The organism is Yinghuangia seranimata (genome assembly GCF_029953285.1).
Taxonomy (GTDB): Bacteria; Actinomycetota; Actinomycetes; order Streptomycetales; family Streptomycetaceae; genus Yinghuangia; species Yinghuangia seranimata.
The window spans coordinates 91,323-110,038 of sequence record NZ_JASAOI010000050.1; the positions used below are offsets into that span (position 1 = coordinate 91,323).

Sequence of the window (18,716 nt, forward strand, 5' to 3'; positions counted from 1 at the left end):
CCCCACGACCACCGGCCCGAAGGCGGCTACTTCGCGTCCACCAGCTCCCGCCGCGGCTCGCCCGCGGCCGCCCCGTCCAGTTCACCGACCGTGGGCGCGGTGGAGGCGAACCCGCGCAGCCGCAGCGAGTTGCCGACCACGAACACGGACGAGAACGCCATCGCCGCGCCCGCGATCATCGGGTTCAGCAGCCCCGCCACCGCCAGCGGGATCGCCGCGACGTTGTAGGCGAAGGCCCAGAACAGGTTGGCCTTGATGGTCCGCAGCGTGGCGCGGGACAGCCGGATCGCGTCGACCGCCGCGCCCAGGTCGCCGCGCACCAGCGTCAGGTCGGCGGCCTCGATGGCCGCGTCGGTGCCGGTGCCCATGGCGAGCCCGAGGTCCGCCGTGGCGAGCGCCGCGGCGTCGTTGACGCCGTCGCCGACCATCGCGACGACCTTGCCGCGCGCCTGCAGTTCGCGGACCGCGTCGACCTTGCCCGCGGGCAGCACGCCGGCGATGACCTCGTCGATACCGACCTTGGCCGCGACCGACCGTGCCGCGCGCTCGTTGTCGCCGGTCAACAGCACCGGGGTGAGCCCGAGTTCGCGCAGTGCCGCGACGGCGGCCGCCGAGGTGGGCTTGACGGTGTCGGCGGTGACCAGCACCCCGCGCGCCGCGCCGTCCCAGGCCACGGCGACGGCGGTACGTCCGGCCTCCTCGGCCGCGTCGAGCGCCGCGACCAGTTCGTCCGGCAGCGTGAGCGCCCAGTCGGCGAGCAAGGCCGGGCGTCCCGCGACGACCGCGTGGCCGTCGACGACGCCTTCCACGCCGAGCCCTTCGCGGTTCGCGAAGCCCTCGACCGCCGACAGTGTGCCGAACCGGTCGGCGGCCGCGGCGGCGATGGCCTTGGCGATGGGGTGCTCGCTGGCGTTCTCCAACGCGCCCGCGATCCGGAGCAGTTCGTCGGTGTCGCCGCCGTCGACCGGGACGACGTCCACGAGCGCCATGCGGCCGGTGGTCACGGTGCCGGTCTTGTCGAGCACGACGGTGTCGACGCGCCGGGTGTTCTCCAGGACCTCGGGGCCCTTGATCAGGACGCCCAGCTGCGCGCCGCGCCCCGTGCCGACGAGCAGCGCGACCGGGGTGGCCAGGCCGAGCGCGCACGGGCAGGCGATGACCAGGACGGCGACGGCCGCGGTGAACGCCGCGGTGGCGCCTTCCCCGGTGCCGAGCCAGAACCCGAGGGTCGCGACGGCGAGTGCGATGACGACGGGGACGAACACGCCCGAGACGCGGTCGGCCAGCCGCTGCACGGCGGCCTTGCCGGTCTGCGCGTCGGTGATCAGCCGGGCCATCTGCGCGAGCTGGGTGTCCGCGCCGACCTTGGTGGCGCGCACGACCAGCCTGCCGCCCGCGTTGATGGTCGCGCCGGTGACGGGGTCGCCGGGCCGCACCTCGACGGGCACGGACTCGCCGGTGAGCATCGACGCGTCGACGGCGGAGCTGCCCTCGACGACCACGCCGTCGGTGGCGATCTTCTCGCCGGGCCGCACGACGAAGCGGTCGCCCACGGCCAGCTTGTCGATCGGAACGCGTTCCTCGCGCCCGTCGGCACGCAGCACCGACACGTCCCGCGCGCCGAGTTCGAGCAGCGCCTTGAGCGCGGCGCCCGCCTTGCGCTTGGAGCGGGCTTCGAAGTAGCGGCCGGCGAGGATGAACGCGATGACGCCGGACGCGGCCTCGAGGTAGATCTCGGCGTGGCCGCCGCCCGCCGTGAAGCTGAAGGACATGGTCATGCCGGGTTCGCCCATGCCGCCGAGGAACAGCGCGTACAGCGACCAGCCGAAGGCGGCGAGCGTGCCGAGCGAGACGAGGGTGTCCATCGTGGCGGTGCCGTGCCGCAGGTTCTTGGCGGCCGCCTTGTGGAACGGCCAGCCGCCCCACACCACGACCGGCGCGGCGAGCGCGAGCACCAGCCACTGCCAGAAGCGGAACTGCAGCGGCGGGATCATCGAGAGCGCGATCACCGGCGCGGCGAGTACCGCGCTGTAGAGCAGGCGGTCGCGCAGGGAGCGCAGCTCGCCGTCGCCCCGGGTGTCGCCCTCGTCCGCGTCGCCGTCGGCGGCCGCGGGTTCGTCGCGTACGGGCGTCGCGGTGTACCCGGCCGCCTCGACCGCCGCGACCAGGTCGGCCGGCTCGAGCTCGGGCGGGTAGCTGACCGTCGCGGTCTCCAGCGCGAAGTTGACGGTGGCCTGCACGCCGTCGAGCTTGTTGAGCTTGCGCTCGATGCGGTTCGCGCACGAGGAGCAGGTCATGCCGCCCAGTACCAGGTCGATGCGTGCTGAGGGCGCGGCGGGTGCTGCCTGCGGGGTGCTCACTGGTCCTCCTCGTGCCATTGTCGTTCCACTGTCGTCTTCGTGCCGCTCATATATCCCTACGGGGTAGGGGTACCCGGGGGGCAGAATCCCGGGTACCCCGGTGCGGGACCCGTACGCCCCGTCAGGCGAGCTGGTAGCCCGCCTCGACGACGGCCGCGCGCACCGCTTCCGTGTCGACCTCTCCGGCCGCCGACACCGTCAGCAGGCCGGTGGCCAGCTCCACCCGGACGTCCTGGACGCCCGGCACCTCGGAGACCTCCTCCTGCACGGAGGAGACGCAGTGGCCGCAGGTCATCCCGGTGACGGTGAAGGTCGCGGTGCTCATGGCAGTGCCCCTTTCGCGGGTGGTCCCGGGGCCGCGGACACGCCCGCGACCCCTCTGCGATCGAAAGTATACCCCTGGGGGGTATAAAGCAAGCCGGAGGCGCCGCGCCTTCCGGCGCCCCTGGCCACACCTGTCACAACGAGCGGGAAAGGCCGAAGGCCCGAGGCTCCTGTAGGAGCCTCGGGCCTTCTGGTGTTGCGGTCAGGTCAGGCCGAAACGACGTCGAGGTCGAGAGCGGCGGAGACCTCCGGGTGGAGGCGGACCGTGACCCGGTGCGTGCCGAGGGTCTTGATCGGCGCACCGAGCTCGACACGGCGCTTGTCCAGGTCCGGGCCACCGGCGGCCTTGATCGCCGAGGCGACGTCGGCGACGGTGACGGAACCGAACAGACGCCCGCTCTCGCCGGCACGGGTCGCGAGCTTCACCTTGAGACCGGTGAGCTGCGCCTTGACCTCGTTCGCCTGGTCGAGGTTCTTGATCTCGCGGACCTTGCGGGCGCGGCGGATGGAGGCGACCTCCTTCTCGCCACCGCGGGTCCAACGGATCGCGAAACCACGGGGGATGAGGTAGTTGCGGCCGTAGCCGTCCTTGACCTCGACGATCTCGCCGGGCTCGCCGAGCCCGGTGACCTCGTGGGTGAGGATGAGCTTCATATCAAGTCCACCCTCTCTCAGCGCGCCGTGCTGGTGTACGGCAGCAGCGCCATCTCACGGCTGTTCTTGACGGCCGTGGCGACGTCACGCTGGTGCTGCGTGCAGTTGCCGGTCACGCGACGGGCACGGATCTTGCCGCGGTCGGAAATGAACTTCCGCAGCAGGTTCGTGTCCTTGTAGTCGACGTAGGAGATCTTCTCCTTGCAGAACACGCAAACCTTCTTCTTAGGCTTGCGCGCAGGCGGCTTCGCCATTGCTCTTTCTCCAGATCAAGAAGTCTTCGCCAAGACGCCGGGCCGTCTCCGGCCCCGAAGGCGTCTTAGAACGGGGGTTCGTCCGTGTAACCACCGGGCTGGGGACCCCACCCGCCGCCGCCCTGGTTGCCACCAGGGGACGCCCACGGGTCGTCGGACGGACCGGAGTTGCCCTGCTGCGGCGGACCGCCGTAGCCACCCTGGTTGCCGCCCTGCGGGCCGCCGTAACCGCCCCGGTTGCCACCACCCATGCCACCGCCGCCGTACCCGCCGCCGCCTCCGCGGCCGGCCTTCGTGACCTTGGCGGTCGCGAACTTGAGCGAGGGGCCGATCTCGTCGACCTCAAGCTCGTACGTCGTCCGCTTCTCGCCTTCCTTGGTCTCGTACGACCGCTGCTTCAGCCGCCCCTGCACGATGACCTGCATGCCCTTCTGAAGGGACTCGGCCACGTTCTCGGCCGCCTGCCGCCAGATCGAGCAGCGGAGGAACAGCGCTTCGCCGTCCTTCCACTCGTTCGTCTGCCGGTCGAACGTCCGCGGCGTGGAGGCCACGGTGAAGTTCGCGACGGCCGCGCCGCTGGGGGTGAAGCGCAACTCGGGGTCGGCGGTCAGATTCCCGACCACGGTGATGACGGTGTCGCCTGCCATGCCTTACCTTCCCCTGCGCCTGATGACGGTGTCGTCGGTGTCCGCGGTGTGGTTACCGCTGGTCGGGACGCAGCACCTTGGTGCGCATGACCGACTCGTTGAGGTTCATCTGGCGGTCGAGCTCCTTGATGACCGCGGGCTCCGCGGCAAGGTCCACGACGGCGTAGATGCCCTCGGACTTCTTCTTGATCTCGTACGCGAGCCGGCGACGGCCCCACGTGTCGATCTTCTCGACCTTCCCGCCGCCGTTGCGGACGACGTTCAGGAACTGCTCGAGCAGCGGGGAGACCGCGCGCTCTTCGAGGTCCGGGTCGAGGATGACCATGAGCTCGTAGTTACGCATGTAAACACCCACCTCCTATGGACTGGTACGGCCACGGACGATCCGTGACAGGAGGGCTTTGCGTAAGCCGCGGCGACCCGGCCGAGCCTCGGGACGAGGACGGACACCATGTCGCTGCGGACGGTACAGCGTACCCGGCGGCGCCCTATCTGTTGAAATCGCGACACCCCCGTTGCACCCTGTGGTAGGGAGATCACGGACAAATCGTCCGTGCCCCGTGGTCGCCCACCGGAGGTGCGTGATGGCTCAGACGATGCGCCGCGGCCCTATGGCCGCACTGAACCTCTCGAACATCAACCGCGTACACGACGACAAATCCCACACCCGGGAGAACACGCTCGCGGGCGTCACCGCCGTGTTCGGCGTGATCGCGATCATCTGCGCGTTCTTCCCGAGCGTGCACATCCTCGGCTCCTGGGCGGGCCTCGCCGGCGTTTTCGTGGGACTGACCGCCCAGATGCTTTCCGTGACCACCCTTGAGCGCATCGTGATCGTGATCTCGGTAGGCATGTCCGCCGTCGGCCTCTTCATCAACATGGCGCACGGCGGCCTCTACTGACGCGGCGGGGTGCGGTGGTCACACCGCGAGGAGGCCCCGCACCCGCTCGTCCCGCAGCTCGGCGCCCGCGCCCTCGTGGACGACGACGCCCGCGTCCAGCACCGTGAACCGGTCCGCGAGACGCATCGCGAAGTCGAGGTACTGCTCGACCAGCAGCACGGCGAGACCGCGCTCGCGGTGCAGCCTTTCCACGGCGTCCTCGATCTCGGTGACGATCGACGGCTGGATGCCCTCGGTCGGCTCGTCGAGGATCAGCATGCGCGGGCCGGTCACCAGCGCCCGCGCGATCGCGAGCTGTTGCTGCTGGCCGCCCGACAGGAAGCCGGCACGGCGCTTGAGCAGCGGCCGCAGCCGCGGGAAGACGTCCAGCGCCTCGTCGACGACGCCGCGGTCCTTGGATCCGCTCGCCTCCCACGTCACGCGCAGGTTCTCGGCGACGGTGAGCTGGCCGAACGTCTCGTGGCCCTGCGGTACGTAGCCCATGCCCAGGCGGACGCGCTGGTGGGTCGGGAGCCTGGTGACGTCCCGTCCCTCGAACACCACCTTTCCCGCGCGTGTCGGCAGCACCCCCATCACCGCGTTCAACAGGGTCGTCTTGCCGACGCCGTTGCGGCCCATGACGCACACCAGGCCGCCGTCGGGCACCGCGAGGTCGACGCCGAACAGCACCTGGGCGCGGCCGTACGCGACCTCGAGCCCGGTCACCTCAAGCACTACGCGACCCCTTCCCGCTCGCGTCCGGCGTCGGCGTCGGCCCCGACCGGTTCGGCGGCACGCGTGTCCCGCGACCGCCCGAGATAGACCTCCTGGACGCGCGGGTCCGCCTGCACCGACGCCATGTCGCCCTCGGTCAGCACCCGTCCTTCGTGCAGCACCGTCACCGCGGACGCGTACGTGCGCACGAACTCCATGTCGTGCTCGACCACCACCACGGTGTGCTCGCGGGCGATCTCGACGAGCAGTTCGCCGGTGCGTTCGCGCTCGTCGCGGGACATGCCCGCGACCGGCTCGTCGAGCAGCAGCAGCCGCGGCCGTTGCGCGAGCAGCATGGCGATCTCCAGCCACTGGCGCTGCCCGTGGGACAGCACTCCGGCCGGGCGTTCCGCCAGCGCGAGCAGCCCGGCGCGGTCGAGCACGGCCGCGACCTCGTCCGAGCGGCCCTTGCGGCGGCGCAGCAGGGCCGGCAGCCGCATCCGGAAGCTCGCCGCCAGGTCGACGTTCTCCTCGACGGTCAACTCCTCGAAGACCACCGCGGTCTGGAACGTGCGCCCTACGCCGCGCCGCACGACCTGGTGCTCGCGCAGCCCGTTGAGCGTGCGCCCGGCGAAGTGCACCGTGCCCTCGGTCGGCCGGGTGAGGCCGGTGACGACGTCGATGAGGGTGGTCTTCCCCGCGCCGTTGGGGCCGATGAGGAAGCGCAGTTCGCCTTCCGCGACCGTGAGGTCGACGCCGTCGATCGCGCGGAACCCGTCGAAGACCACCGACAGGCCGGTGACACGCAGCAGCGGCTCCCGGCCGCCCGGTACGACGCCGGTCATGCCGCCGCCCCTTCCTCGACGCGGGCCGGCGGCACCACGGCGGGCGCGGCGCGACCGCGGCGCGCCGCGACGAAGTCGCGCACCTGCCCGGCGACTCCGATGACGCCCTTGGGCGCGTACGCCATGACCGCGATGAACAGCGTGCCCTGCAGGTACAGCCAGCCGTTCGCGTAGTGCTCGGAGAACGTGGTCTTGCCGTAGTTGAGCAGCACCGCGCCCAGGACCGCGCCGGCCAGCGTGTACCGCCCGCCGACCGCGACGGCGAAGACGAACTCCAGGGAGGGCACGACGCCCAGCAGCGCCGGCGAGATGATCCCGACCACGGGGACGAACAGCGCGCCCGCGATACCGGCCGAGATCGCCGACAGCGTGAACGCGACGGTCTTGACCAGCGCCGGGTCGTAGCCGAGGAACCGCACGCGGTCCTCGCCGTCCCGCACCGCGACCAGCAGCCGCCCGAACCGGCTCGCCACCACCTGCCGGAACGCGAGGTAGAGCAGCCCGAGCACGACCGCGACGACCGAGTAGAGCACCCGCTGGTCGTTCTCGTCGGCGAGGTCGAGGCCGAAGAACGAGGTGAAGTTGGTCAGTCCGTTGGTTCCGCCGGTCAGCCCCTGCTGGCCGACGAGCCAGATGACGAACGCCGCGGCCAGCGCCTGCGTGAGGATCGCGAAGTACGCGCCGCGCACGCGCCGCCCGAACACCAGGAGTCCGAGCAGGAACGCGGTCACGCCGGGCAGCACGACCACCATCAGGAGCGCGAACCACGGCTGCCGGAACGGCTCCCAGACGGCGGGCAGCGTCTCGACGCCGCTCCACACCATGAAGTCCGGCAGCTGCCCCGGCCCGGCCTCGGCGAGCTTGAGGTGCATCGCCATGGCGTAGCCGCCGAGGCCGAAGAACACGCCCTGTCCGAGTGTGAGCATGCCGCCCTTGCCCCACGCGAGTCCGATGCCGAGTGCGGCGATCGCGAAGCACAGGTACTTCGCGAGGAGTTCGAGCCGGAACGGGGACAACGCGGCGGGCGCGGCGACCAGCAGCAGGAGGGCGACGGCGACGAAGACGACCGGCCCGCGCCACCGGACCGCGGCCGAGGCGACGGCGTCCGCCGCCTCGCGCAGCCTCCTCATGTCAGCTTCCGGGAGCGGAGGACGAACAGGCCCTGCGGCCGTATCTGGAGGAATCCGATGATCACGGCGAAGACCACCACCTTGGCGAGTGAGGCGTCGGACCAGTACTCGACGTAGCTGTTGAGCAGGCCGAGCACGAACGCCGCGAGCACCGCGCCGCGCAACTGGCCGAGGCCGCCCGCGACGACCACCAGGAACGCGTCGACGATGTAGTAGGTGCCCAGGGCCGGCCCGACCGGGCCGATGAGGGTGAGCCCGACGCCCGCGACACCCGCGAGGCCCGAGCCGATGAAGAACGTGCGCTGGTCGACCCGCGACGTCGCGATGCCGCTGCACGCCGCGAGTTCGCGGTTCTGCATGACCGCCTGCATGCGGCGGCCCTGCTTGGTGCGGGCGAGGTAGAACCAGATCGCGACGACGCAGACGACCGCGAGCGCGAGGATGAACATGCGCGCGTACGGCATGCGGATGCCGGACCACTCGGCCCCGCCCACGAGCCAGGTCGGCGCCTTGACCTGCACGTTCGGAGCGCCGAACAGGTCGCGTGCGACCTGCTGGAGGATCAGGCTGACGCCCCACGTCAGCAGCAGGGTGTCGAGCGGCCGCCCGTAGAAGCGGCGGATCAGGGTGCGTTCGAGGACCAGGCCCATGAGTCCGGCCACGAAGAACGCGACGGGCAGGGCGACCAGGACGGCCTGCCGGCCGGCCCAGCTCTGCAGCATGTAGGCGGTGTACGCGCCGGCCATGAGGAATTCGCCGTGCGCCATGTTCACGACGCCCATCTGACCGAAGGTGAAGGTCAGGCCGAGCGCGACGAGCAGGAGTACCGCGCCGATGGAAAGTCCGATCGGCAGTTGGTTCAGGAAGGCGTTCACCGTGGCTCCCCCCTTGTGCGTGTGTGCGTCGGGTCGGGTCGCGCGGACTCCGCGCCGGGCGGGTGCCGGGCGCGGAGTCCGCGTGGGGATCGGCCGCGTCAGTCCGCGGACCGGGCGGGGCCTGCGCCTACAACCCCTGCGCCCACGGGTATTCCTTGAGGTACGGGTCCGGCTTGATCGGCCCGGGCGACGCCCAGACCTCCTTGATCAGGCCGTCGGGCTGCACGACGCCGATACGCGCGGTCTTGTAGACGTGCTGCGTCGCGCCGTCGATGGTGACCTTTCCTTCCGGCGCGTCGATCGAGACGCCGTCGCACGCCTTCTTCACGTCGTCCGGCTTGAAGCTGTTCGCCTTCTCGACGGCGGCCTTCCACAGGTAGACCGAGTTGTAGCCGGCCTCCATCGGGTCCGAGGTGACCTTGTCCGCGCCGTACTTCGCCTTGTAGGCCGCGACGAACTCGGTGTTCCTGGGGCCTTCCGTGGTCTGGTAGTAGTTCCAGGCCACCGGCTGCCCTGCCAGGTAGTCGGCGCCGATTCCGCGGACCTCCTCCTCGGCGATGCTCACCGAGAGGACCGGCATGTCGGCGGCCTTGATACCGGTACCGCGCAGTTGCTTGAAGAACGCCACGTTGCTGTCGCCGTTGAGGGTGTTGAAGACGGCGTCGGGCTTGGCGTCGGCGACCTTGTTGATGACCGTGCTGTATTCGGTGTGGCCGAGCGGTGTGTACTCCTCGCCGACGATCTGCATTCCGTTGGCTTCGGCGTACTTCTTGATGATCTTGTTGGCGGTGCGCGGAAAGACGTAGTCGCTGCCCACCAGGAAGATCTTCTTCTTGCCCTGCGCCTTGAGGTAGTCGAGGCCGGGCACGATCTGCTGGTTGGTGGTCGCGCCGGTGTAGAAGATGTACGGCGAGCTCTCCAGGCCCTCGTACTGCACCGGATAGAACAACAACTGCTTGTTCTTCTCGAAGACCGGCAGCATCGCCTTGCGGCTCGCGGACGTCCAGCCGCCGAAGGTCACGGCGACCTTGTCGTTCGAGATGAGTTTCTGCGCCTTCTCGGCGAAGGTCGGCCAGTCCGAGGCCCCGTCCTCGACGACCGGCTGGATCTTCTTGCCGAGTACTCCGCCTTTCGCGTTGATCTCGTCGATCGCGAGCAGCACGGAGTTCTTCACGGTGACCTCGGATATCGCCATCGTGCCACTGAGGGAATGCAGCACGCCGACCTTCACGGTGTCCCCACTGGTATCCGCTCCGGCCGATCCCGTCTTGGCCGTGCTCTTGTCCGAGGCACATCCGGTGCCGGCGAGCAGGACCGCGAGGGAAACGGCGGCGAGTCTTGCGGTGCGTCTACCAAGAGATATTTTTCGCAACGCTCGGGGCTCCTTTTCCAAGGGATGACGCCATGAGTGTCGCGACGCGCGGTTTCCCGGCTGATTCGCGTTTGTTAACCGCTTATTGCCATACGCGCATGGCTGATTACCGACCGTCCGGCGTGATGCGGACGCCCGCGCGGAGGGTTCGTATGGGCCGCGCCGCGGCCGGAACGGACACCGAAGGGTGCAACGAAGTACCCTCTGACACGGTCCGAACCGATCCGAGGAGCTAGTCGATGACCCTGCGCCTGAGGACGCTCACCCGCGATGAGCACCTCGCCTTCATCAAGGGCAAGCCCTCCGTGAGCTTTCTCCAGTGCCCCTCGTGGGGCGACGTGAAGAGCGAATGGCGGAGCGAGAGCATCGGCTGGATCGACGAGACGGGGTCGGTCGTCGGCGCCGCCGAGGTGCTGTACCGGCAGCTCCCCAAGATCAAGCGCTACCTCGCGTACATGCCCGAGGGCCCGGTCATCGACTGGTACGACGGCAACCTCAGCCGCTGGCTCGACCCGATGCTGGCGCACCTGAAGAGCCAGGGCGCGTTCTCGGTGAAGATGGGCCCGCCGGTGGTGGTCAACCGCTGGGAGTCGGAGACCATCAAGAAGGCCATCGCGGCGAAGTCGGCGCGCCGGCTGCGCGACCTCACGCCGGACCAGACGGACGAGCGCGCTGCGGACGTCGGCCGCCAGCTGCGCCGGCTCGGCTGGCTGCAGGACGAGAGCGGCGGCGCCGGCTTCGGCGACGTCCAGCCGCGGTACGTCTTCCAGGTGCCGCTGATGCGCCGCTCGCTCGACGACGTGCACTCCGGCTTCAACCAGCTGTGGCGCCGCAACATCAAGAAGGCCGCCAAGGCCGGCGTCGAGGTCGTCCAGGGCGGCCGCGAGGACCTGAAGACCTTCCACGAGGTCTACAAGGTCACGGCGGTGCGCGACCACTTCACGCCGCGCCCGCTCCCCTACTTCGAGCGCATGTGGGACGTCCTCAACGCGGAGGACCCCGAGCGCATGCGCCTCTACCTCGCCAAGCACGAGGGCGAGGTGCTCGCTTCGACGACGATGGTGACCGTAGGGGACCACGTCTGGTACTCCTATGGCGCGTCCGCGAACCACAAGCGCGAGGTCCGGCCGTCGAACGCGATCCAGTGGCGCATGCTGCGGGACGCGTACGCGCTGGGTGCCTCCGTGTACGACCTGCGGGGCATCAGCGACACGCTCGACGAGAACGACCACCTGTTCGGCCTGATCCAGTTCAAGCTGGGCACCGGCGGGCAGGCCGTGGAGTACCTCGGTGAGTGGGACTTCCCGCTCAACAAGGTGCTGCACAAGGCCCTCGACCTGTACATGTCGCGCCGCTAGAGCCGCCGGAGCCGGGGAGAGGGCTGCTGATGTCGCTTTCGCTTTACGTCGATGCCGCGCGTTGGCGCAAGCACATCGACCAGGTCCGCGACGGCTATCCGGGCATCGTTCCCGTGATGAAGGGGAACGGCTACGGGTTCGACAACGTGCGCCTCGCCGAAGAGGCGTCGCGCATGGGCGTCGACATCGTCGCCGTGGGCACGACGTACGAAGCCGCCCGGCTGAAGGACCACTTCGACGGCCGTGTGATGGTGCTGACGCCGTACCTGCGCGGAGAGGACGCGGTGCCGCTGCCCGACCGGGCGATCCGCACCGTCTCCTCCGTGCAGTCGGCGCGCGACCTGGTCGGCAGCCGTGTGGTGATCAGCTGTATGACGAGCATGAAGCGCGACGGCGTCACCCCGGAGGACCTGGTGACGCTGCGCGGTTCGCTGGAGGGCGTGCGGCTGGAGGGCTTCTCGGTCCACCTGCCGCTCGACCACCCGGACGGCCAGGACCCGGTGGCCGAGGTCGCGCAGTGGGTCGAACGGCTCAAGGCCGCACGGCTCCCGGTGCACACGATGTTCGTCAGCCATGTGCCGGCCGCGGGCCTGGCCGCGCTGCAACAGCAGCACCCCGACACGCGGTTCCGGCCGCGCATCGGCACCGACCTGTGGCTCGGCGACCACGACTCGCTGGTCGCCAAGGGCACGGTGCTCGACGTCGTGCCGGTCGCGCGCGGCGAGCGCTTCGGCTACCGGCAGCGCAAGGCGCCGGCCGACGGCCACCTGCTGGTGGTCAGCGGCGGTACGGCGCACGGCGTCGGCCTGGAGGCGCCCAAGACGGTGCGCGGCGTCATGCCGCGGGCGAAGGGCGTCGCCCGGGCGGGTCTGGCGACGGTGAACCGGACGCTGTCGCCGTTCTCGTGGGCGGGCAAGCAGCGCTGGTTCGCTGAGCCCCCGCACATGCAGGTCAGCCTGCTGTTCCTGCCGGGCGAGGTGGAGCCGCCGAAGCCGGGCACCGAGCTGGAGGCCGAACTGCGGCACACGACGACGCACTTCGACCGGGTCGTGCTGCGCTGAGCGCGGCCCTACCCTGAGGTGACGCCGAGCTTGGGGAAGGGGACGCCATGGGCTTGTACACGCGTGGCCTGCGGAAGCTCGGGCACTACCGGTGGATGGCGCGCCTGGGCCCGCACCTCGTGCGCGCCGACCGGCGGCTGCAGCAGCGCACCAAGGGGCGGGTCTCGCTCATGGGGCGGGACTTCCACCCGCTGCTGCTGACGAGCACGGGGCGCCGCTCCGGGCTGCCCCGCGTGTCGCCGCTCATCTATGCGCCGGTCGAAGGCGGATTCGCGCTGGCCGGAACGAACTTCGGGCAGCGGCACCACCCGGCGTGGACGGCCAACCTGATCGCCGAGCCCGCCGCGGTGGTGTCGGTCGACGGGCGGGAGACCTCGGTCCGGGCCCGCCTCATCACTGAGGACGGGCCCGAACGAGAGCTGGTGTGGGGCGCGTTGCTCAAGGTCTGGCCCGCGTACGACACCTATGCCGCACGCGCGGGGCGGCCGATCCGGGTGTTCCTGCTGACGCCCGACGCCGCCGGCCCCGCGGCCGACGCGGCGCCGACCGCCGAGCCGGAGGACTAACCCGCCCAGCGCCCCGCGCCGAACAGCAGGGCGAACACCACGGCGAACGGCGCGATCAACGCCAAGTACGCGGTGAACAGTGCCTTGTGACGTAGCGTCAGCCGCGCGAGCACGATCCACAGCGGCCACCACAGCAGCGTCGCGCGCGGCACCGAGAAGTACGCGCTGGAGACGCCGAGCGACAGCACGGTCAGACCTACGTACGTCGCCTCCGACCAGCGCCGACGGCGCAGCAGGTACGCCGTCAGCGCCACCCCGACCGCGACCGCGAGCATCTCCCACCGGTACATCCACGTGAACCCGAGGATCGTGCCCGTCCCGGTGCGGCCGGCCAGTCCCCACGTGTTCCGGAACGCGTCGACCGGCCCGACCAGGTGCCGGTCCCAGCCGGTGATCTGCGCGCTGTTCCACGCCGTCCAGTCGCCGGTGCGCCGGTACAGGAAGCACATGTAGACCAGGCCCGGCAGCGCGCCGACGGCCAGCCACGGCGCGTCCCGCCAGCGGCGGCGTCCGTCCGTCGCGGTGAGGAACTCGACGGCGAGCGCGGCCAGGAGGAACGCGCCGCTGACACGGACGCACAGCGCGCCCGCCGCGAGCAGGCCCGCCCAGTGCCACGCGCCGCGCTTGGCGCACAGCCAGGAGGCGAGCGCGAGCATGAGGAACAGCGCCTCGGTGTAGCCGGCCGCCAGGAACACCGCCGGCGGCGACAACAGCAGGAGCAGCACGGCGCGTTCGCCGACGCCCGCCGGGTTCTCCAGCCCGGCGACGCGGGACAGCAGCACCACCGCGACGCCGCCGCAGACGAAGGAGATCAGCAGCCCGGCGACCACCCAGTCGCCGACCAGCAGGTGCACGGCCTTGAGCGTGTAGGGGAAGCCGGGGAAGAACGCCTCAAGCGGAACGGGCGGGCCGGACTTGGGGTTTCCCTGATAGCCGTACTCACCGATGGTGCGGAAGTGCTTGAAGTCCCAGTGGTCCCAGGTGTCGAGGAACCCGGCCGGTCGCGTCGCCCCGTCGGCCGCGAGGATCCATCCGGCCGAGCCCACGACCAGCATCATCGCCGGGCGGGTGAGCAGCCATAACGCGAGCGCGGCACGGTCCTCGCGGAACTTCCGCGGCACGCGCGGCACGGGGCGCGGGCGCCGCAGCGCCGCCAGTATCGACGCGGCGTTCCCGGCGGCCCGGCCGCGTCGTGCGGCGGTCGTCACGGGCTCGGCGTCGGTGCTGGTCACGCGCCCCGGCCTCCAGTCGTGTCGGCGGGACCGGCGACCGCGCGGCGCGGCCCGCTACTTGTAGATCTTCCCGGGCAGGTCCTGGGCGCCGCCGGGCCCGAACTCGTCGTCGTAATCCGGCCCGTAGTACAGGTCGCGGCCGCGCCCCACGGTGAAAACGTCCGGGGCGTCGTCGAGGACACCGCCTGAGGGGTCGTCGCTTCCGTCGGCGCGCACGGGGTCGTGGTCGGGCCACAGGATGTCGCGCACCACCAGCGCCGCGATGAACAGCAGTCCGATGAGGTGGATCAGGATCGCGACGTGGTACGCGTTCTGCGACAGGCCCTTGGCGTGCGGTCCGCCGCTGTACGACTCGATGTAGAGCCACACGCCGAGGAAGTAGATGACCTCGCAGGCCTGCCAGATCAGCACGTCGCGCCAGCGCGGCCGGGCGAGCACCACGAGCGGCAGCAGCCACAGCACGTACTGCGGCGAGTAGACCTTGTTGGTGAACAGGAAGGCCGCGATGATCAGGTACGCGAGCTGCGCGAACCGCGGCCGGCGCGGCGCGCACAGGGCGAGTGCCGCGATGCCGGCGGCCATCAGGAGCAGCAGGGCCGACACCCAGGTGTTGAGGGTGTCGATGTCCATGGGCTCGTAGCGCTGCTGGAGGATGAGCCACAAGGAGCCGAAGTCGGCGCCGCGTTCCTGGCTGAACGTGTAGAAGAGCTTCCAGCCGTCCCACGCGAAGATCATGACGGGCAGGTTGACGACCAGCCACGCGCCGACGGCGGCGCCGCCGGCCTTCCAGAAGTCCTTGAGCCGGCCCGCCCGCAGGCACAGCAGGAACAACGGTCCCAGAAGGAGCACCGGATACAGCTTCGCCGCGGTCGCGAGGCCGAACAGCACGCCGGCGAGCACGATGTTGCGGCGCGCCCACGCCATCATCGCGACGGCGGTGATGGCGACGGCGACGAGGTCCCAGTTGATGATCCCGTTGAGGGCGAGGACGGGCGCGGCCGCGACCATCGCGGCGTCCCAGGGCCTTCGCCCTGACGTGCGGGCGACCGCGACGACCACGACCACGGCGCAGGCCATCATGATCAGCGCGTTGATCATGACGAACCACAGCTGCCGGTCGTGCAGGTCGCCGTTCTCGCCGCCGCCGAACGCGTTCGCGAGCGTCCCGGCGAAGTACATGACGCCGCCGGTGATGACGGGGTACTCCAGGTACTTCATGCCGGGGTCGCCGGTCTCGTCGAAGTACGGGACGTGCCCCTTGTCGAGCCCGCGCCCGGCGAACAGGTGCGGCATGTCGCTGTAGCAGGCCTTCGAGTACTGCGACCCGTGGCCGAACCACCCGCCGTCGTAGCAGGGCTTCTTCTGCACCAGGCCGAGCGCGAAGGTCACGACCGCGAGCAGGATCAGCACGCGCGTGGCGTTCCACCAGGCGGTGCCGCGGCCGAAGCTGATGCGGCGGCCGGCCGGGCCGCCGACCACCTCGCTGCCGGTCCGGATCACCGGGTCGTCACGCGACGGCAGGACGGGCTCGGGCGCGGTCGGCTTCATGCCGCCAATCCTCTCGCAGGAAACGGCTGTGCCCCGCCGCGACGCGGAGGGGCACAGCGATCGTACGGGCGCGGCGCCCGTCAGGGTTTCTGTCCGGGCGGGAACAGCACGTTGTTGTTGCCGCCGCCGCCTCCCGGTCCTCCGCCGGTGGGCGGCCCCGAGGTGGTGGGCCGTCCGGTCGGGAAGAAGGTCGGCAGCCCGGTCCGGGTCCCGGTCGGCGTCGGCGTACCGGAGCCGGTCGGCGCGGTCGCCGTCGTCTCGGGGACCTGCGTCGGGGTGGTCGGACCGCCGGGCTCGGTCGGCGGCGCGGTGGTCGGCGGCGCCGTGCTGGTGGCGGACGACATCGTGGGCGACGCGGTCTGCACCGGCGCGGGGTTCTCCGGCTTGACGAAGTCGGCGGCCGGAAGGTCCTTCGTGGCGGCCTTCATGTACGCCGTCCAGATCGCCGTCGGGACGGCGCCACCGTGCGTCTCGGCCTGGCCGAGCAGGCCCTTGAGGTCGTACCGGGTGTTGTACTGGTCCTGCCGGAACAGGCCGACCGAGGTGGCCAGGTTGGGCGTGTAGCCGACGAACCACGCCGAGCGGTTCTCGTCGGTGGTGCCGGTCTTGCCGGCCGCGGGGCGGCCGAGTTCCTTGGCCTTCTTGCCGGTGCCGTTCTGGATGACGCCCTGGAGCATGTCGTTGATGGTGTCGGCGACGTCCTCCGCGTAGACCTGCTTGCTCTCGTGCGCCGGCAGGTCGACCTTCTTGTCGTTCCTGCGGAGTTCCTTGATGACGTAGGTGTCGACGTGCTTGCCGCGCGCCGCGAACGTCGCGTAGGCGTCCGCCATGTCGAGCGCGGTGGGCGTGCTCGAACCGAGCGCCATCGATGGCGTGAGGCTCTTGTCGTCGAGCCCGGGGGTCTTCGGGCTCAGCCCCGCGTCGATCGCGGACTGCCGCACCTTGGTGAAGCCGATGTCCGCGGCCAGCTGCGTGAAGACCGGGTTGAGGGACTGCTCCATGGCCTTTCTGATGCTCAGCTGGCCGTGGTCCTGCCCGTCCTCGTTGGGCACGAGGTAGACGCCCTTGTTGTCCTTGAACGGCTTGCCGTCGGGCGGCAGCAGCACCGGGATCTTGTTGTTCGCGTTGTACAGGTCCTCGATGGTGATCGGCTTGCCGTCGAACTTGCCGTCGCGCAGCCCGGCCGCGACCACGAACGGCTTGAACGTCGAGCCGACCTGCACGTCGCGGCGGGTCGCGTCGTTGAACTCCTGCTTGAGGAAGTCGGGCCCGCCGTACAGCGCGACGACCGCGCCGTCCCCTGGGATCACCGACGCGATCGCGGTGCGCAGGTACTTGTCCGCCTCGCGTTTGTCCGGCTTGAGCTGCGAGGTCAGCTGCGAGTCGACGGCGGCGACGGCGGCGTCCTGCTTCGCCTTGTCGATCGTCGTGATGATCTTGTAGCCGCCGAGCGCGAGCTCTTCCTCGGTGAGGATCTTGTTGTTGATCAGGTAGTTGTTGGCGACCTGCATCAGGTAGCCGGCCTGGCCCGCCTTGCTGGCCGAGGGCTGCGGCTTGATCGGCATCGGGAACTGCTGCGCGTCCGCCTCGGCCTGGGTCAGCCACTTCATCTCGACCATGCCGTTGAGGATCCACTTCCACCGGCCCTGCACACGGGCCAGCCGGGTCTCGCTCACCTCGCCGTTGACGAACACGTCGTTGATGCTCGGCGCGTTGAGCAGCGTCGCGATGTAGGCGCCCTCGCCGACCGTCAGCTCGTTCGAGTTCTTGCCGTAGTACGCCTGCGCGGCGGCCTGGATGCCGTACGAGTTGCGACCGTAGAAGGAGGTGTTCAGGTAGCCGGCGAGGATGTCGTCCTTGCTCATCTGCCGGTCGACCTTTATGGCGATGAACATCTCCTTGAACTTGCGCTCGAAGGACTGCTCCTGGTTGAGGAACGCGTTCTTCACGTACTGCTGCGTGATGGTCGAGCCGCCCTGCGTCGGGCCGCCCTTCGCCATCGCGAGCGCGGCGCGCGTCAGACCCTTCGGCGAGACGCCGGAGTCGGAGTAGAACGTGCGGTTCTCCGCGGCCAGCACGGCGTGCTGCACCGGCTTGGGCACCTGGTCCAGCGTGATGTTCTGGCGGTTGTACTTGCCGGACTGCCCTATCTCGGTGACGCCGTCCGCGTAGTAGTAGATGTTCGACTGGATCTGCGTCGCGGCGTTGATGTCGGGCACGTCGACGAGCGAGTAGGCGAGCCCGGCCAGGCCGATCAGCGAGCCGATGAAGAACAGGAACATCGCCAGGATCTGCTTGATGGACGGCAGCCAGCGCCGCACGCCCTTCTTGCCGTACCTGGGGTAGTCGATGAAGCGGCGCCTGCCGTTCTTCTTGACCTTCTTGCCGCGCGGGCCGGACGCGTTGCCTTCCGCGCCCTCGCCGTCCCGCCCGGGTCCGCGCCCGCCGGGCCCGTCCGGTCCGCTGCCGCCGCGGCCCCGCCCGCGTCCACCGCGTCCGCCACCGCCGCCGCCCGTGCCGCCACCGGAACGGGAAGCCTGACGGGCTTCCATCCGGGTCATGGGCCGGTCGGCGGGTTCGGCTCCCGAGGACGCCGCGCGCCGCGGGGCCGACGGTGCGGCCGACGGGCCCGAAGGCGTGGACGGACCGGAAGGCGCGGAGGGCGCGGACGGACGCGGCCCGGCCGGCCGCGGCGCGGGCCCCGGTTCGCTCGCCGACGGCATGCTCCCCCGAACATGCGAAGCGCCGCTCCCTTCGGGACGCGGCTGTGACGACCTGCGACGGTGCTCACTCATGTTTTCGCTGCTCCTCGGCCGCGCGGCGGGGGTGAGCCGCACGGGTCGTGGCTGTCCGATCCCCAGGACGTCCGGCGACCGCGATCGGTTGCACGGCGGA

General features: G+C 70.4%; 18 protein-coding genes. 4 read left to right on the plus strand and 14 right to left on the minus strand.

Annotated features, from left to right (window positions below):
* Positions 1-26: 26 nt before the first annotated feature.
* From QI554_RS30310 to rpsF, 6 genes are all read right to left on the minus strand, one after another.
* Entirely contained in the window at positions 27-2,297 is a 2,271-nt protein-coding gene (locus QI554_RS30310; protein ID WP_281474472.1) for a heavy metal translocating P-type ATPase, read from the minus strand.
* Positions 2,298-2,481: 184 nt separating this feature from the next.
* Complete coding sequence (locus tag QI554_RS30315) at positions 2,482-2,685, minus strand: heavy-metal-associated domain-containing protein (RefSeq protein WP_281474354.1); 204 nt, start codon at positions 2,683-2,685, stop codon at positions 2,482-2,484.
* 206 nt (positions 2,686-2,891) lie between these two features.
* Positions 2,892-3,338, minus strand: coding sequence for a 50S ribosomal protein L9 (gene rplI / locus QI554_RS30320; protein ID WP_281474356.1), 447 nt, complete (start codon positions 3,336-3,338; stop codon positions 2,892-2,894).
* Between the two features lie 17 nt (positions 3,339-3,355).
* Positions 3,356-3,592 (minus strand): 30S ribosomal protein S18, encoded by a 237-nt coding sequence (rpsR, locus tag QI554_RS30325; protein WP_003978893.1) that lies wholly within the window; start codon positions 3,590-3,592, stop codon positions 3,356-3,358.
* Positions 3,593-3,657: 65 nt separating this feature from the next.
* Positions 3,658-4,239, minus strand: coding sequence for a single-stranded DNA-binding protein (locus QI554_RS30330; RefSeq protein ID WP_281474380.1), 582 nt, complete (start codon positions 4,237-4,239; stop codon positions 3,658-3,660).
* Positions 4,240-4,291: 52 nt separating this feature from the next.
* Positions 4,292-4,582 carry a 30S ribosomal protein S6 gene (gene rpsF / locus QI554_RS30335; RefSeq protein WP_281474381.1) on the minus strand — a complete coding sequence of 97 codons (291 nt, stop codon included), beginning with the start codon at positions 4,580-4,582 and terminating at the stop codon, positions 4,292-4,294.
* A 268-nt stretch (positions 4,583-4,850) separates the two neighbouring features.
* On the opposite strand from rpsF, the gene QI554_RS30340 reads away from it, so the two are divergent.
* Complete coding sequence (locus QI554_RS30340; RefSeq protein ID WP_281474383.1) at positions 4,851-5,141, plus strand: hypothetical protein; 291 nt, start codon at positions 4,851-4,853, stop codon at positions 5,139-5,141.
* An 18-nt stretch (positions 5,142-5,159) separates the two neighbouring features.
* Here QI554_RS30340 and urtE read toward each other — a convergent pair whose 3' ends face one another.
* From urtE to urtA, 5 genes are all read right to left on the minus strand, one after another.
* Positions 5,160-5,855 carry an urea ABC transporter ATP-binding subunit UrtE gene (gene urtE, locus QI554_RS30345; RefSeq protein ID WP_281474385.1) on the minus strand — a complete coding sequence of 232 codons (696 nt, stop codon included), beginning with the start codon at positions 5,853-5,855 and terminating at the stop codon, positions 5,160-5,162.
* A complete protein-coding gene (gene urtD / locus QI554_RS30350; protein ID WP_281474387.1) occupies positions 5,855-6,679 on the minus strand; it encodes an urea ABC transporter ATP-binding protein UrtD in 825 nt (274 codons plus the stop codon). Before urtD ends, urtE begins: the two co-directional genes overlap by 1 nt.
* Entirely contained in the window at positions 6,676-7,809 is a 1,134-nt protein-coding gene (urtC, locus tag QI554_RS30355) for an urea ABC transporter permease subunit UrtC (protein WP_281474389.1), read from the minus strand. The genes urtD and urtC overlap by 4 nt, the downstream gene beginning before the upstream one ends.
* Positions 7,806-8,684, minus strand: a complete 879-nt coding sequence (gene urtB, locus QI554_RS30360; RefSeq protein ID WP_281474391.1) for an urea ABC transporter permease subunit UrtB — start codon at positions 8,682-8,684, stop codon at positions 7,806-7,808. Before urtB ends, urtC begins: the two co-directional genes overlap by 4 nt.
* A gap of 127 nt (positions 8,685-8,811) precedes the next feature.
* A complete protein-coding gene (gene urtA / locus QI554_RS30365) occupies positions 8,812-9,996 on the minus strand; it encodes an urea ABC transporter substrate-binding protein (RefSeq protein WP_281474473.1) in 1,185 nt (394 codons plus the stop codon).
* A 299-nt stretch (positions 9,997-10,295) separates the two neighbouring features.
* Here urtA and QI554_RS30370 point away from each other — a divergent pair, with 299 nt between their 5' ends.
* From QI554_RS30370 to QI554_RS30380, 3 genes are read left to right on the plus strand one after another with little or no spacing between them, the layout of a single operon-like run.
* Positions 10,296-11,414 carry a lipid II:glycine glycyltransferase FemX gene (locus QI554_RS30370; RefSeq protein ID WP_281474393.1) on the plus strand — a complete coding sequence of 373 codons (1,119 nt, stop codon included), beginning with the start codon at positions 10,296-10,298 and terminating at the stop codon, positions 11,412-11,414.
* 29 nt (positions 11,415-11,443) lie between these two features.
* Positions 11,444-12,475: an alanine racemase gene (locus tag QI554_RS30375; RefSeq protein WP_281474395.1), complete on the plus strand. Its 1,032-nt coding sequence runs from the start codon at positions 11,444-11,446 to the stop codon at positions 12,473-12,475.
* A gap of 47 nt (positions 12,476-12,522) precedes the next feature.
* Positions 12,523-13,041, plus strand: coding sequence for a nitroreductase/quinone reductase family protein (locus QI554_RS30380; protein WP_281474396.1), 519 nt, complete (start codon positions 12,523-12,525; stop codon positions 13,039-13,041).
* On the opposite strand, the gene QI554_RS30385 is transcribed toward QI554_RS30380, so the two are convergent.
* The 3 genes from QI554_RS30385 to QI554_RS30395 form a co-directional block, all read right to left on the minus strand.
* Positions 13,038-14,273, minus strand: coding sequence for a glycosyltransferase family 39 protein (locus QI554_RS30385; RefSeq protein ID WP_281474398.1), 1,236 nt, complete (start codon positions 14,271-14,273; stop codon positions 13,038-13,040). The genes QI554_RS30380 and QI554_RS30385 overlap by 4 nt on opposite strands.
* Positions 14,274-14,327: 54 nt before the next feature.
* Complete coding sequence (locus tag QI554_RS30390; RefSeq protein WP_281474400.1) at positions 14,328-15,821, minus strand: glycosyltransferase family 87 protein; 1,494 nt, start codon at positions 15,819-15,821, stop codon at positions 14,328-14,330.
* A gap of 80 nt (positions 15,822-15,901) precedes the next feature.
* Positions 15,902-18,373 carry a transglycosylase domain-containing protein gene (locus tag QI554_RS30395; RefSeq protein ID WP_281474401.1) on the minus strand — a complete coding sequence of 824 codons (2,472 nt, stop codon included), beginning with the start codon at positions 18,371-18,373 and terminating at the stop codon, positions 15,902-15,904.
* Between the last annotated feature and the right edge of the window lie 343 nt (positions 18,374-18,716).

Bases quoted from the DNA above. Each gene is read 5' to 3' on its own strand.
- QI554_RS30310 (WP_281474472.1), bottom strand. From the start codon at position 2,297: ATGACCTGCTCCTCGTGCGCGAACCGCATCGAGCGCAAGCTCAACAAG.
- QI554_RS30315 (WP_281474354.1), bottom strand. From the start codon at position 2,685: ATGAGCACCGCGACCTTCACCGTCACCGGGATGACCTGCGGCCACTGC.
- rplI (WP_281474356.1), bottom strand. From the start codon at position 3,338: ATGAAGCTCATCCTCACCCACGAGGTCACCGGGCTCGGCGAGCCCGGC.
- rpsR (WP_003978893.1), bottom strand. From the start codon at position 3,592: ATGGCGAAGCCGCCTGCGCGCAAGCCTAAGAAGAAGGTTTGCGTGTTC.
- QI554_RS30330 (WP_281474380.1), bottom strand. From the start codon at position 4,239: ATGGCAGGCGACACCGTCATCACCGTGGTCGGGAATCTGACCGCCGAC.
- rpsF (WP_281474381.1), bottom strand. From the start codon at position 4,582: ATGCGTAACTACGAGCTCATGGTCATCCTCGACCCGGACCTCGAAGAG.
- QI554_RS30340 (WP_281474383.1), top strand. From the start codon at position 4,851: ATGGCCGCACTGAACCTCTCGAACATCAACCGCGTACACGACGACAAA.
- urtD (WP_281474387.1), bottom strand. From the start codon at position 6,679: ATGACCGGCGTCGTACCGGGCGGCCGGGAGCCGCTGCTGCGTGTCACC.
- urtC (WP_281474389.1), bottom strand. From the start codon at position 7,809: ATGAGGAGGCTGCGCGAGGCGGCGGACGCCGTCGCCTCGGCCGCGGTC.
- QI554_RS30370 (WP_281474393.1), top strand. From the start codon at position 10,296: ATGACCCTGCGCCTGAGGACGCTCACCCGCGATGAGCACCTCGCCTTC.
- QI554_RS30375 (WP_281474395.1), top strand. From the start codon at position 11,444: ATGTCGCTTTCGCTTTACGTCGATGCCGCGCGTTGGCGCAAGCACATC.
- QI554_RS30380 (WP_281474396.1), top strand. From the start codon at position 12,523: ATGGGCTTGTACACGCGTGGCCTGCGGAAGCTCGGGCACTACCGGTGG.
- QI554_RS30390 (WP_281474400.1), bottom strand. From the start codon at position 15,821: ATGAAGCCGACCGCGCCCGAGCCCGTCCTGCCGTCGCGTGACGACCCG.
- QI554_RS30395 (WP_281474401.1), bottom strand. From the start codon at position 18,373: ATGGAAGCCCGTCAGGCTTCCCGTTCCGGTGGCGGCACGGGCGGCGGC.